This is a genomic window from Bacillus sp. Bwzl_19 (assembly GCF_054900515.1).
In genome coordinates, this window is the sequence record NZ_CM142729.1 from 508,781 (window position 1) to 521,878 (window position 13,098).

General features: G+C 46.2%; 12 protein-coding genes and 2 pseudogenes. 6 read left to right on the plus strand and 8 right to left on the minus strand.

The window, feature by feature from the left end; all coding sequences use genetic code 11:
- The first annotated feature begins 12 nt into the window (after positions 1 to 12).
- Positions 13 to 964 (plus strand): annotated as a pseudogene (locus tag ACW5MY_RS02665) (arsenic resistance protein).
- Positions 965 to 1,041: 77 nt separating this feature from the next.
- Here ACW5MY_RS02665 and ACW5MY_RS02670 read toward each other — a convergent pair.
- Positions 1,042 to 2,091, minus strand: coding sequence for an NAD(P)-dependent alcohol dehydrogenase (locus ACW5MY_RS02670; RefSeq protein ID WP_289394166.1), 1,050 nt, complete (start codon positions 2,089 to 2,091; stop codon positions 1,042 to 1,044).
- A gap of 166 nt (positions 2,092 to 2,257) precedes the next feature.
- On the opposite strand from ACW5MY_RS02670, the gene ACW5MY_RS02675 reads away from it, so the two are divergent.
- Together ACW5MY_RS02675 and ACW5MY_RS02680 are read left to right on the plus strand one after the other, a co-directional pair.
- On the plus strand, positions 2,258 to 2,662 hold the full coding sequence (locus ACW5MY_RS02675) for a MerR family transcriptional regulator (RefSeq protein ID WP_289394167.1): 405 nt from the start codon (positions 2,258 to 2,260) through the stop codon (positions 2,660 to 2,662).
- A 251-nt stretch (positions 2,663 to 2,913) separates the two neighbouring features.
- On the plus strand, positions 2,914 to 4,203 hold the full coding sequence (locus ACW5MY_RS02680; RefSeq protein ID WP_013351131.1) for a Na+/H+ antiporter NhaC family protein: 1,290 nt from the start codon (positions 2,914 to 2,916) through the stop codon (positions 4,201 to 4,203).
- A gap of 29 nt (positions 4,204 to 4,232) precedes the next feature.
- Here the strand turns inward: ACW5MY_RS02680 and pdxR (ACW5MY_RS02685) are convergent.
- A pseudogene (pdxR, locus tag ACW5MY_RS02685) lies at positions 4,233 to 5,581 on the minus strand (MocR-like pyridoxine biosynthesis transcription factor PdxR).
- 118 nt (positions 5,582 to 5,699) lie between these two features.
- Here pdxR (ACW5MY_RS02685) and ACW5MY_RS02690 point away from each other — a divergent pair.
- A complete protein-coding gene (locus ACW5MY_RS02690) occupies positions 5,700 to 6,320 on the plus strand; it encodes an FMN-binding negative transcriptional regulator (protein WP_013351133.1) in 621 nt (206 codons plus the stop codon).
- A gap of 173 nt (positions 6,321 to 6,493) precedes the next feature.
- Here ACW5MY_RS02690 and ACW5MY_RS02695 read toward each other — a convergent pair whose 3' ends face one another.
- Positions 6,494 to 7,684 (minus strand): MFS transporter, encoded by a 1,191-nt coding sequence (locus ACW5MY_RS02695; protein WP_289394168.1) that lies wholly within the window; start codon positions 7,682 to 7,684, stop codon positions 6,494 to 6,496.
- Between the two features lie 239 nt (positions 7,685 to 7,923).
- Here ACW5MY_RS02695 and ACW5MY_RS02700 point away from each other — a divergent pair, with 239 nt between their 5' ends.
- Positions 7,924 to 8,502 carry a TetR/AcrR family transcriptional regulator gene (locus ACW5MY_RS02700; RefSeq protein ID WP_088030671.1) on the plus strand — a complete coding sequence of 193 codons (579 nt, stop codon included), beginning with the start codon at positions 7,924 to 7,926 and terminating at the stop codon, positions 8,500 to 8,502.
- Between the two features lie 51 nt (positions 8,503 to 8,553).
- On the opposite strand, the gene ACW5MY_RS02705 is transcribed toward ACW5MY_RS02700, so the two are convergent.
- Complete coding sequence (locus tag ACW5MY_RS02705; protein WP_013351136.1) at positions 8,554 to 9,438, minus strand: DMT family transporter; 885 nt, start codon at positions 9,436 to 9,438, stop codon at positions 8,554 to 8,556.
- 147 nt (positions 9,439 to 9,585) lie between these two features.
- Between ACW5MY_RS02705 and pdxR (ACW5MY_RS02710) the strand changes: the two genes are divergently transcribed.
- Entirely contained in the window at positions 9,586 to 10,977 is a 1,392-nt protein-coding gene (gene pdxR / locus ACW5MY_RS02710) for a MocR-like pyridoxine biosynthesis transcription factor PdxR (RefSeq protein ID WP_013351137.1), read from the plus strand.
- 56 nt (positions 10,978 to 11,033) lie between these two features.
- Here pdxR (ACW5MY_RS02710) and ACW5MY_RS02715 read toward each other — a convergent pair whose 3' ends face one another.
- The 4 genes from ACW5MY_RS02715 to ACW5MY_RS02730 are packed head-to-tail and all read right to left on the minus strand — an operon-like array spanning position 11,034 to position 13,089.
- Positions 11,034 to 11,333, minus strand: coding sequence for a spore coat protein (locus tag ACW5MY_RS02715; RefSeq protein ID WP_013351138.1), 300 nt, complete (start codon positions 11,331 to 11,333; stop codon positions 11,034 to 11,036).
- A gap of 15 nt (positions 11,334 to 11,348) precedes the next feature.
- Positions 11,349 to 11,546, minus strand: coding sequence for a hypothetical protein (locus ACW5MY_RS02720; protein WP_013351139.1), 198 nt, complete (start codon positions 11,544 to 11,546; stop codon positions 11,349 to 11,351).
- A gap of 19 nt (positions 11,547 to 11,565) precedes the next feature.
- Complete coding sequence (locus ACW5MY_RS02725; RefSeq protein WP_014469821.1) at positions 11,566 to 12,702, minus strand: zinc-dependent alcohol dehydrogenase; 1,137 nt, start codon at positions 12,700 to 12,702, stop codon at positions 11,566 to 11,568.
- Positions 12,703 to 12,720: 18 nt separating this feature from the next.
- Positions 12,721 to 13,089 (minus strand): spore coat protein, encoded by a 369-nt coding sequence (locus tag ACW5MY_RS02730; RefSeq protein WP_003156070.1) that lies wholly within the window; start codon positions 13,087 to 13,089, stop codon positions 12,721 to 12,723.
- Between the last annotated feature and the right edge of the window lie 9 nt (positions 13,090 to 13,098).

The window sequence follows — 13,098 nt, forward strand, 5'->3', positions numbered from 1 at the left end:
GGTTGCCAGCCAATGAAAATAACCAGAGAAAAATTAGAAAATCAGCAAATTTGGATATATGGTGTGTCTCTTGTGATCGGAGGAATAGCGGGGATCGCCGGGAAAGATTCAGGACTCACCTGGGGCTGGACGATATCACCGCTTATTGCTGTTCTCATGTATGCCATGTTTGCCCAAATTCCTTTCTTAAAACTGAGGGAAGCCATTTCAAACCTCAAGTTTATGGCGGCATTACTGATCGGTAATTTCTTAGCTGTACCTGTCGTTGTGTGGGTTTTGACCGCCATTTTTCCTCATATTATTAGGAGTTTGTTTGGTATTGCTTACACCTTGTATCGATTACGTCATCGTCTTTACTCAGCTCGGCAAAGGAAATGAGAAATTAATACTGGCTTCTACACCGGTTTTGTTTGTCGTTCAGATGGTCTTGCTGCCGTTATACCTGTGGCTGTTTATCGGAAAAGAGGTCGTAGGAGCTGTTCATGCGGGGCCGTTTCTGGAAGCATTCTTATTTTTAATAGCTGCGCCGCTGCTGGCGGCAGTCATGACTCAATTATGGGCTGATAAAAAGCCGGCGGGAGAAAAGGTGTTAGAATGGACAGCGTGGATGCCTGTTCCTTTTATGGCTCTAGTCTTACTGGCGGTCGTCGCCACACAAATCGGCAAAGTTTACAGTGATTTTGACATCATTGTACGTGTGATTCCCATCTATCTGTTATTCTTGCTCATTATGCCGTTTGTTTCTCGGTTTATCGCATATGCATTTCGTTTGGATACAGGTGAAGGAAGAGCACTGATCTTCAGCACGGGCACAAGAAATTCTCTCGCAGTTCTTCCGTTGGCGCTGGCCTTGCCGGATGCCTGGGCCTCACTGGCCGCTGCTGTTATCGTCACACAGACGATTGTTGAGCTGATAGGCGAATTGGTTTATATAAAAGCGGTGCCCGACTGGCTGCTGAAATAAGCCGTGTTCCTTGTCGGGCGGATTCCGTCTGAACTGAAAAAAACATACCAATAGATATTGGTATGTTTTTATGCGGATTATAAAGTCGAAATATCAATAACGAAACGGTAGCGGACATCGCTTTGGAGAACCCGTTCGTACGCTTCGTCGACTTGATTGGCCGGAATCACTTCAATTTTAGGAGCAATGCCGTGCTCAGCGGCGAAATCAAGCATCTCCTGAGTCTGCGGAATACCGCCGACAAGTGAACCCGCAATGCTGCGGCGGCCCGTGATTAAGGAGAATACACTGTATGAGTCCGGATTAGCAGGCGCTCCTACATTTACTAATGTACCGTCAATGCGAAGCAGGGATAAGTAGGCATCTACGTCAAGGTTCGCGGACACCGTATTTAAAATGAGATCAAAACGTCCGGCCAGCTCAGTGAATGTATCCGGATTGCCTGTCGCAAAGTAATGATCGGCTCCAAATTCAAGAGCTTCGTCCTTTTTATTCATTGAGCGGCTGAGGACGGTGACCTCTGCGCCTAAAGCGTGCGCGAATTGAACGGCTAAGTGTCCGAGGCCGCCCATTCCGACAATCGCCACTTTTTTGCCGGGACCGGCATTCCAGTGTTTCAGCGGGGAATATGTGGTAATACCGGCGCACAGCAGCGGGCTGGCAGCATCCAATTCCAGCTGATCCGGAATCCGGACAACGAATCTTTCAGTGACAACTATTTTCTGGCTGTAGCCGCCGTACGTAGGATTTCCTTCGTAGTCCAGGTTATTATAAGTCTGAACAACACCTTTTGTGCAATATTGTTCGTCACCGTTGAGGCAGTATTCACACTCTCCGCAGGAGTCTACAAAACAGCCGACACCCACGCGGTCGCCGACGGCAAATTTGGTGACTTTTTCGCCCACGGCTTCTACAACACCGGCAATTTCATGCCCGGGAACCATCGGAGAAATTCCGCCGCCCCATTCATCGAATGCACTGTGGATGTCTGAATGACAAATGCCGCTGTACTTAATGTCAATCAGGATATCGTGCGGCCGTAATGCTCTTCTCTCAATCGTCGTCCGTTCAAATGCAGCTTTTGCATGCGGAGCGCTTAACACACGAGTTGGATGATTATTGCACATGGTTATCTTCCTTTCCGAAATAAAGTGGTGAATCCTCTTTTCAATTTTACTTTAAATGTTAAAGCGGACTTTAAGTCAAGGCATTTGGTTTATTTTTTTATGAAATGATATTCTATAATGGCACGCTTATGAAAGGTATGATAGATGAAGGATGGGTGGTAAGAACATGAAGATTGCACAAGCTGCAAAGCAGGTTGAGTTATCAACCGCGACGCTTAGGTATTATGAAAGCATAGGACTGATCCCTCCGGTAAAGCGCAATGGAAGCGGCATCCGCGATTATGATGAAAATGATGTGAATTGGATTCAATTTATAAAATGCATGAGAAGTGCCGGCCTGTCGATTGAGGCGCTGATTGAATATACCGCTTTATTTACTGAAGGAGCCGATCATACGATTGAACCCCGAAAAAACATTCTTATAAATGAAAGAAAAAGGCTGAAGGAGAAACAGAGAGAAATTGGTGAAACCATAAATAGGTTAAACAAGAAGATTGAAGACTACGAAGACATACTTGAAAATGAAGCGAAACTAAATGGCAGCTTGAAAGCTGAATGTATTTCTGAGTGAAGAAGATGACCTGAGCGCCGGCCGCAAGAAATGTACCAAGGGAACAAGCCTTGGTTTTTTTATTTTCTGCTGACTTTATCCGCATCTTTTTGGGAAAATATAAAAAACCCACAATAGAGAGAAATGAATCTAATTTAATCTTTATTTATCCTTTTTTCAGCTTGACTTTTTCACTGCAGACTTTTAAAGTGTGAAATGTTGCTTAGACTGTGATTAGCGACTTTAATGCTGAAAAGAGGTGGTTTACCCAGATGAACAATAATAAGAACCCTTGGGCTTTATTGCCATTAGTTTTATTCGTAGGGCTTTTTGTCGGCTCTGGTCTGGTGACCGGAGATTTTTATAAATTGCCGATCTTGATTGCCGCGATCATTGCATCAGCTTTTGCGCTGTTATTTAACCGCAAGAAATCGCTCAATCAAAAAATAGAATGGTTTGCTTCCGGTGCGGGACATCCTGATATTATCATTATGGTGATGATTTTTATATTGGCAGGTGCCTTTGCTTCAGCGGCTGAAGCGATGGGTGCGGTGCATTCAACTGTCAATCTTGCTTTGAGCATTATTCCGCAGCAGTTTTTGCTGCCGGGGCTGTTCATCATTTCTTGTTTCATTTCTATATCGATGGGAACATCAATGGGAACGATTGCGGCGGTTGCCCCGATCAGCGCCGGTTTGAGCGGAGAGCTAGGCATCCCAGGCGCGATTACGATGGCGGCCGTCGTCGGCGGAGCTATGTTTGGAGATAATCTATCCTTTATTTCCGATACGACCATTGCGTCAGTCCGGACGCAAAAAACACAAATGAGAGATAAATTTAAAACGAACTTTCTGATTGTTTTGCCCGCTGCCATTGTCACTGTTATTATCCTATTTTTTATTCCGGCAGGCCACGCAGGCCATGCGGGCGCTGAATCTTACAGCTGGATCAAAGTGCTTCCTTATGTCGCCGTGTTAGTCTTTGCGTTAATCGGTTTTAACGTAATGGCTGTCATATTCGGCGGATTGGTTTTAACGGGAATCATCGGATTAGCGGGCGGCAGCCTGACGTTTGCATCTTATTTTAAGGCGATTACGGATGGAATTGCCGGAATGTCCGACCTTATCATCCTGTCCATGCTGATCGGCGGAATGGTCGGCGTTATGAAACAAAACGGCGGGATCGACTTTTTACTGGAGTTCATTACGAAACGAATCCGTTCGAAAAAAGGCGCTGAAGCCGGCATTGCCGGTCTGGTCAGCGTGACGAATCTGGCTGCGGCCAATAATACGATCTCGATTATCGCAGCCGGGCCGATTGCAAAGAATATCGCTGATGAATTTAAGATCGACAACAGAAAATCGGCAAGTATTCTGGATATCTTTTCGTGCATGGTACAAGGGCTCATTCCTTACGGCGCGCAGCTGTTATCGGCCGGGAAATTCGGGAATATTTCACCCGTCAGCATCCTGCCGTACTCTTTCTATCCCGTTCTCATCGGAATCTGCGGCATTATCGCCATTATGTTTGGCTTGCCGAAGTTTACAAGAAATACGAAATAAAAAAGGCGTCGAATGGCGCCTTTTTTATTTCATGTCAGCCAGGCATGTTTCAAAAGCTGAATGCCCTGCGCGATCTGATCAGTATCAAGATGGGCGAACCCTAACTTTATGATCGGCGGTTCAGGCTTTCCGGAAACGAAATAGATGGCGGTAGGGTATACCTTCACCCCGTACTGAAAAGCGCGCTCGATTAATGTTTCTTCTGAATAGTTCAGGTGAACTCTCACCAATATATACAACCCCGACTGCTCGCCGATGATCGTCACATGATCGCCGAACTGCTGCTTGATATGTGAAATCAAATGCTGCATTTTGCGCTTGTAGACAGTGCGCATGCGTTTAATATGGCGGGTCCACTCACCAGCCTTCATCAATTCAGCCATGGCCAGCTGGTTAAGCGAAGAAGCGGTGCTTTCAAAATAAAGAAACCGTTTTTTATACCGGTGTAAAAGCGGCAAAACCATATAGCTAATGCGGATGCCCGGAAGAAAGGATTTTGAGAAATTCCCTAAGTAAATCACGCGGTCTGATTGAATGGAGGCAAGAGCGGGAAACGGCTGCTGCGTATAACGGTATTCACTGTCATAATCATCTTCAAGAATATATCCTTCTCTTTTATTCACCCAATTGATCAGTGTCTGGCGCTGCTGAATGGACATGCTTACGCCGTAAGGGCTGTGATGGGAAGGGGTCACATAGATTAATTTTTCTTTCATTGCATGTAATTGAGAAAAATCTGCTCCGTTTTCATAGACAGGCATCGTTTCAAGTGACAGCCCATGAAATTGAAATGCCTCTCTGGCACCGTCAAACCCCGGGTTTTCAACGATAATTCCGGAAAAATCTTCTTTCAGAATCCGGCTGAGATAAATCAGCATTTGCTGTGTGCTGCTGCCGATGATAATGGAATCCGCATCTGTTTTCACCCCGCGGGATTCCAAGAGATAAGCGGCAATTTGTTCACGCAGGCCCAACTCGCCGAATGGGTCACCGTACAGGAAGCTTTTCTTTGATGTCAAAACGTGATTGTATAATTTTCTCCATGTTTTCAGAGGGAAATGCTTTTGATCGACGGCTCCGGCGATTCTGTTTTCTCAGCTTGAACAATATCATTTTCTTTTTGAAATAAAGAGGGTTCTATTTCGTTTGCAAAATATCCTTTGCGCGTTTCGCCGCGAATGTATCCCTCCGCTAAAAGGAGATCATAGGCCATCAGCGTTGTATTGCGGCTTACCAGCAGGGAATCCGCCAGCTCCCGAATGGATGGCAGCCGCTCATTTGTCTGGATATTTCCCTGTTCAATCAATGTCTTAAATTGCTCGTAAATTTGTTTATATTTCGGGGCGTCGCTTCTGAAAGCGAAAATTATATTTTTCATCAGATGTTCTCCTCTGACATGTATATTTATCTGAATCTGTACCTTTTTAAATGTCAGTCGATACCTTATTATAGCGGAAAGCGCTTTATTAAATCCATGTTCAGAGAGGAGAATGTTTATGTATATCCCCGCTCCATTTCAGCTTAGTGAAGCTGATGCGAGTAATGTCATCAAAGAGTATGGTTTCGCAACATTGTTTTCAACGGCAGGGGGCATGCCATACGCAACCCACCTGCCATTGATGATGAGCAAGGATAACCATTACTTGTACGGTCATTTTGCACTGCCGAACCCGCAATGGAAAGAGATTGAAGGCCAAAGCGTGTTAGCCGTTTTTCAAGGGCCTCATTGTTATATCTCGCCCAAATGGTATGAGACGAATCAGGATGTTCCTACATGGAATTACGTGGCGGTTTATGTTTACGGAGAGGCGGAGCTTTTAGATAATGAAGAAACCGTGCATTCGATGAGTGATCTCGTATTGAAATACGAAAGCCCCGACAGCCCGTATAAATTAGAGGATATCGATGCGAAATTGCTGGCAGGCTTGAACAAAGGGGTAAAAGGCTTTAAAATCAAAATCAGCAAAATAGAGGGGAAAGCAAAGCTGAGCCAAAATCAATCAGCCGCAAGACAAGAGCTGGTCGTACAACAGCTCAAACAGATTCCTCATACAAATGAACAGCTCATTTCCGGTCTGATGGAAGAAAACATCAAACGGATTGCTGAAAAAAACTGAAACGAAACACAAAAACATACCGGCAGAATGCGGTATGTTTTTTCTGGTTATCAAGCTTTTCTCGGGATGAATAACGATTCAAACAGGAACCGCATGAAGCAAAATTTTTCATGAAGAATACACCAAAAATAAGCTGTCAGCTTGGTCCCTGACGGCTTATTCTTGGCGAAAGACTATTTCTCGGTGGCGAAATAAAGCAAAGCGATGACCGGAAAAGTGATTCCGATCCATAATGTGATACTCCACCCGCCTGAAGCGTATGCCCATCCGCCGATTGATGATCCTATAGCGCCGCCCAGAAAGAAAATTGCCATAAATAATCCGTTTAATCGACTGCGGACTTCAGGCCCCAACGAAAAAATTGAACGTTGACTGAGTACGAGATTGGCTGATACACCCACATCTAACAGAATAGCTGCCGCCACTAGAACTGCTATTCCGACGGGGGAGCTGCTCTGAATCATGAGCGGCAGTAATAAAGAAACGATGACAGCACCGAGAGCGATTCCGGTGGCAAGCCGGGTCAAGCCGCGATCAGCCAGACGGCCGCCTATCGGTGCAGCGGCTGCACCCGCAATGCCCGCTAATGCATATAGCGCTATTGCCTTCTGAGAAAAATGAAAAGCAGGACCGGACAATAATAAAGGTACAGTCGTCCAGAACAAACTGAAAGCTCCAAATACAAACGCATGATAAATGGCACGGCGGCGTAAGACCGGAGTCGTGCGCAGCAGCTTCCACATTGAACCGAGTAAGACGTTATAGTTTGTGTTTGCTGTTGGTTTTCTGGCAGGAAGCACTTTTGATAACACGATTGCCAAAACAACACTTAACGCGGCGGATAAAGCAAATATTGCATTCCACCCCCAAATATCCGCGACCAGACTGGATATCGGACGGGACAGCATAATACCGAGCAGCAGGCCGCTCATCACATTGCCGACAACCCGGCCGCGTGCAGCGTCTGGTGCAAGATATGATGCAAACGGAACAAGCACTTGGGCTGCGATCGATCCCAATCCGATGAAAAACGCAGCGGCTAAAAACAGTGTTCCATGCTTCACAAATGCTGTCAGTGTCAAAGCGGCTACGCTTAGAAGGAGCGATACAACGACAAGTTTTTTATTTTCGATAATATCTCCCAAAGGGACGAGAAACAGTAATCCGGCAACGTATCCAATTTGGGTTAGTGTGACAATCAATCCAGCACTGCTGGGTGAAAGCCCAATTGCCGCACTAATGGATCCTGCCAAGGGCTGCGCATAATAAAGATTAGCGACAATGATACCGCATGCAGTCGCGAGAAGAAGGGTTAAACCAGATGAAATCCTCTGATCTGCTGTTTGTTTGTTTTCTTTAGCCATAAAAATGAACTCCTTTTTAAGTGGTTTTTATGATACTTGATAAATGATTTGCTGATTCATCTCCTTTACGCGTTTCATTAAGACTTCCTCAGGTTATTTTATAAACTAAACGTTTAGTTTTAATTATAAGCAAATGATATACTGAACGTTCAGTTTTGTAAATAGGTTTCTGTTTTATTTTTTTAATCATGTTACGTATACTGAACGTATCGTTTATATTTGGGGAAGGAATGATTTATGTGCAGAGTAAACGAGGGCGGCCGCGCGATGAAGGAACACATAAGGCGATTCTTTCTGCAGCCTATGACCTATTATTGGAAAAAGGCTTTGACGCGGTGACCGTCGATAAAATTGCAGAGCGTGCAAAAGTGAGTAAGGCGACGATTTATAAATGGTGGTCAAACAAGGCTGCCGTTATCATGGACAGCTTTCTTTCGACCGCTACGGACAGACTGCCTGTGCCCGATACAGGGTCAACAGTGCAAGATATATTGACCCACGCCACGAATTTAGCAAGGTTTTTGACAAGCCGGGAAGGAACCGTTATTAAGGAATTAATAGGTGCGGGACAGCTGGATGCAAAATTGGCGGAAGAATATCGCACGAGATTTTTCCAGCCCCGCCGCCTCCAAGCGAAAGGCCTTCTGGAAAAGGGAATTCAGCAAGGTGAATTAAGAGAGAATCTTGATATTGAAGTAAGCATCGATCTCATTTACGGACCGATTTTCTACCGTCTGCTGATAACAGGTGATGAGGTGAATGATTCCTATGTGCATGATTTGGTGATGAATGCGTTTAAGGGAGTTCAAGCTACTTGAATAATCGCTTGGTGCCTATGGGGCAGAAAATAATAAAAAGGCCGAACAAGTTCATTGTTCGGCTTTTTCTGATTTATTTGCAAACCGCCGGGCGGCTGCCACGCAAGCGATAACGCCGACATTCACCGCTGCAAGTCCCCATCCTACTTTTTCGTGCAGAATCATAGCGGCCAGTAACAGTCCGAAGAAAGGCTGCAGCAGCTGCAGCTGTCCGACCGCCGCGATACCGCCTTGGGCGAGTCCCCGATACCAGAATACGAACCCGATCAGCATGCTGAATAAGGACACATATGCAAGACTTAGCAGTGCAGGCGCGCCGATGTTTGACCATGAGTGCGGAATAAAGCAGACAGACAGTATGAACATAAGGGGAAGCGATAAAACGAGTGCCCAAGAGATCACCTGCCAGTTGCCCAGCCGCCGGGAGAGACGGGCGCCTTCGGCATAACCGAGACCGCATACGATAATCGAAGCGATCATGTACGTATCACCGAGAGGAGAGGATTCTCCTCCTTGAAGCAGAGCATAACCGGCTACGAGGATGCTGCCGGCAGCCGAGAAAATCCAAAAGACCGGACTGGGCCGTTCGCCTCCGCGCAGTACGCCGAAGATCGCCGTCGCAAGCGGGAGAAGCCCAATGTAGACAATGGCATGTGCGGAAGTGACATACTGAAGCGCTAAGGCTGTAAGCAGCGGGAAACCGATTACGACTCCGACCGCTACTGTTAGTAGTGAGATGATGTCGCTTTTGGCCGGGCGTTTCTCCTTAAAGATGAGGAGCAGAGCGCCTGCCAATATACCGGCTATCGCGGCGCGGCATACAGTGAGAAATACCGGATCAAAGTCCGCTACAGCCAAGCGGGTCGCAGGAAGCGAACCGCTGAAAATAAGCACGCCGATAAATCCGTTGATCCAGCCGTTTGCGGCTTTGTTCATTTTCAATCACTCCAACATAAAATTTGCTTTATCCGGTTTGTGTTTCTAAATCGATTTTCAAAGTTTATAATGACTATAAACTGAAATTGGCCTTATACAAATGGCCAGTTTTTATAAAAAGAAGAATGCCAGTTTGGGGGAGGCAGAATGGATATTACGCCATTTTTAAATAGAGATCTGAATATTCCGCTTTATCAGCAGCTTTATCGGCATTTTAAGGAGAATATGCATCAGGGCCGTATTCCTAAAGGACTGAAGCTTCCTTCAAAAAGGCTTTTGTCGAGTCAGCTTTCTGTCAGTCAGACAACTGTAGAACGGGCCTATGATCAGCTTGCCGCCGAAGGCTATATTGTCAGTAAGCCGAGAAGCGGATGGTTTGCCGATTATGATTCAGAAGCTGTCTATGTGAAGAAGAAGCCGGGCGCTTCACCCGTTCAAAGAAAGACGGAGGAAGTTCCGCAATGGATTGATTTCCATTACGGCGCTGTGGATGCCGTGCATTTTCCTTTTTCGGCATGGCGCAAAAGCATGGTCACAAGCTTGGATCAATATGGGCATGAGCTGTATCGGCCCGGGGATGATTTGGGCGAGGCTGAGCTGAGAACGATCATTTCAGAGTATTTATATCAATCGCGCGGCGTGAATTGCCTTCCTGAACAAGTCATAGTAGGCGCCGGAAACCCTATTCTTCTGCAAATGCTGTGCAACGTATTTGAATCGAATGTTTCCATCGGGTATGAAGATCCGGGTTACCCGAGAGCGAGGGAGATTTTTGAAGCCAATCATATGAATATCACACCGATACCCGTTGATGAGGAAGGGGTCTGTATTCGGAAGCTGCAGGAAGAGCGGCCGCGTCTAGTGTATGTCACGCCTTCTCATCAATTTACGTTAGGGACGATTATGCCGGTAAACAGAAGGATTCAGCTGCTGAAATGGGCGGCGGAACACCAGGCGTTTATTATAGAAGACGATTATGACGGTGAATTCAGATACACCGGCCGGCCGATCCCTTCATTGCAAGGGCTTGATCAGCATCACCGTGTCATTTATATGGGGACGTTTTCTCAATCCCTGCTTCCCTCGCTGCGCATCAGCTATATGATTCTTCCTTTGCCGCTTATCGAAAAAGGCAGGGAAATCGCTTCTTTATATAAACAGACCGTCTCCTGCCACAGTCAGCTGACGCTGGCCCAATTTATCAAAAGCGGAGAGTGGCAGAAACATATCAACAGAATGAGAAAGCTGTACCGGAAAAAAAGAGCGGTATTATTAGAGGCCGTGCGGCGCGAGCTGGGACAATACGTAAGGATTCGCGGAGAAAATTCCGGGCTGCGGATTTTACTGGACGTTCAGCTGCCTTTCAGTGAAAAAGAGCTGATTGAAAAAGCAAATGAACAAGGGGTCGTCATCTATCCCGTGTCTCATACCTATCAAAAACAGCTCCCTGCGAAAACAGTTTCCCTCGGGTTCGCGGGAGTTTCTGAAACGGATATACAAAACGGCATAAAAAAACTGAGAGCCGCCTGGGCGCTGTAAAAAAAGATTGCTGAGGACAGCGGCATTCATGCTGAACTGTCCTCAGCAGCAAACGTTTATAGAACGGGCAGGCGGAGCACAGTATCAATATTTTGTAAATTGAGCTGGATTTGTTCGTTTGTGTTCCACGGATGATACCACCCTTTTTCCATCATATAGGTTGAGATTTGCTCGTGCATGTCAAGGGCTTCTTCTAAGTGCCGGGTGAGGATCGCTTTCACTTCCGGCGTTCCTGCTTCCGTCGCCGCCATCGCATAGTTTCTGACTCCGCTTTTTGCCGAATTCAATAAATCCATTGCGACAATTTGGTCTGTCAGTGCATCCATTCCCGTCAGGTATTCAATAATCGGATTCATTCGTCATTCATCTCCTCATTCATGCTGTTGATCAGATAAAATCGAGGCAAATTCCTGCAATTGCCTAGTAGATGTATCCACATCCTGCTGCATGATTTCTTTCAGATGCGGATCGGATACCAGCGCTTTCATGGTTTTGGATTTCGTCAGACAAAGTGATTTAAAAGACGTCATCTCCTGAATTTCGAGTAATTCATGTAAGGCGCGGGCCATTTTCTGTAGCCTCCGTTCTCTAAGGTTTGAGTACAACTTTTATGCAATCATCTGTTTTCGTGTCAAACATCTCATAGCCGTGTTTCGCTTCGCTGAGCGGAATGACGTGGCTTACAACATCGCCCGGATCAATTTTTCCGGTTGATACCAATTCAAACATATACGGCATATAGTGGATGACCGGAGCTTGTCCTGAGCGGATATTGACGTTCCGCTGCATGATATCGCCAAGGGGAAAACCGTTATATCTGCCGCCGTACACGCCCGTAATCTGAATCGTTCCTCCTTTTCGCACCGCTTGGGAGGCAATGACCAAAGCGCTCATAGCCCCGCCATGAAGCTTTAATCCGCTTGCGAGGAACTCCATGTCTGTCATTTTTCCGTCCATGCCGACGGCGTCAATGACAACATCCGCGCCGCCTTTGGTGATTTCTTTCAGGTAGCTTCCCGTATTTTCGTGGTCTTCGAAGTTAACGATTTCCACTTTATTCGTCCGTTTGGCATGCTGGAGACGGTAGTTGACATAGTCTACAGCGATTACGCGTTTAGCTCCTTTTAACCAGCAGAATTTTTGAGCGAACAGGCCCACTGGCCCGCAGCCGAGAACGATAACTGTATCGCCTTCTTTTACGCCGGCATTGTCAACGCTCCAAAAGCCGGTTGTCATCGCATCGGCAATCACACTCAATTTCTCATCAGGTTCTTCACACGTTTCGGGGACTTTAAAATGGGTAAAGTTCGCAAAAGGGACGCGTAAATATTCCGCCTGGCCGCCCGGATAGCCGCCGGTACTCCCTGAATAGCCGAAATAAGCGCCCATATCGCCGTTATCATTTGATTGATCACACTGGCTTTCCAGGTGATTTTTGCAATAAGTGCATTCTCCGCAGGCGATATTAAAAGGTATAATGACACGGTCGCCTTTTTTGACTTTCGTCACGCCGGGGCCGACTTCTTCCACGATGCCCATCGGTTCATGCCCGATGATGTAGTCTTCCTGCAAGTTCGGGATGAGTCCGTGGATTAAATGTAAATCTGAGCCGCAAATTGCCGTACTTGTGACTTTTATAATCATGTCATCATGTTTTTCAATTTTCGGATCAGGCACGTCTTTGACTACAACGTTTTTAACTCCTTGATACGTTACGGCCTTCATGCTGTAATACCTCCAGTATTAGTGTTCATCAGGTGTACGGTCAAACATTCCTTTTCTGTTTGTTTCAACGGGAAACAGGTTCATGTTTCCGACCATGAGGGTATTTTTCGCTGAAAGCTGATCCAATTTATACTGTTCGCTCAGGTCATGCGGGTGAAACCACTTTTTGCTGACCATCAAGTCTGTAATCTCCTGGTGCATCGCGATTCCTTGCATGAGCTGTTTGCGCAGCAAAGCCCTTACATCAGGTGAAGCGGTTTCCGTTAAAGCGACGGCGGTATTTCTGACGCCTTCTTTGGCGCGTATGAGAAAATCCATTGCGAATGTCATATCTGCGAGTTCAGGGACATGTAATGAATTGATTGGATCTAAATGGTCATGATTCAATGGTGCTTA

Excerpts from the sequence above, each read along its gene's own strand:
- ACW5MY_RS02670 (WP_289394166.1), bottom strand. The coding sequence starts at position 2,091 with ATGTGCAATAATCATCCAACTCGTGTGTTAAGCGCTCCGCATGCAAAA.
- ACW5MY_RS02675 (WP_289394167.1), top strand. The coding sequence starts at position 2,258 with ATGAAGATTGCACAAGCTGCAAAGCAGGTTGAGTTATCAACCGCGACG.
- ACW5MY_RS02680 (WP_013351131.1), top strand. The coding sequence starts at position 2,914 with ATGAACAATAATAAGAACCCTTGGGCTTTATTGCCATTAGTTTTATTC.
- ACW5MY_RS02690 (WP_013351133.1), top strand. The coding sequence starts at position 5,700 with ATGTATATCCCCGCTCCATTTCAGCTTAGTGAAGCTGATGCGAGTAAT.
- ACW5MY_RS02695 (WP_289394168.1), bottom strand. The coding sequence starts at position 7,684 with ATGGCTAAAGAAAACAAACAAACAGCAGATCAGAGGATTTCATCTGGT.
- ACW5MY_RS02705 (WP_013351136.1), bottom strand. The coding sequence starts at position 9,438 with ATGAACAAAGCCGCAAACGGCTGGATCAACGGATTTATCGGCGTGCTT.
- pdxR (WP_013351137.1), top strand. The coding sequence starts at position 9,586 with ATGGATATTACGCCATTTTTAAATAGAGATCTGAATATTCCGCTTTAT.
- ACW5MY_RS02715 (WP_013351138.1), bottom strand. The coding sequence starts at position 11,333 with ATGAATCCGATTATTGAATACCTGACGGGAATGGATGCACTGACAGAC.
- ACW5MY_RS02720 (WP_013351139.1), bottom strand. The coding sequence starts at position 11,546 with ATGGCCCGCGCCTTACATGAATTACTCGAAATTCAGGAGATGACGTCT.
- ACW5MY_RS02725 (WP_014469821.1), bottom strand. The coding sequence starts at position 12,702 with ATGAAGGCCGTAACGTATCAAGGAGTTAAAAACGTTGTAGTCAAAGAC.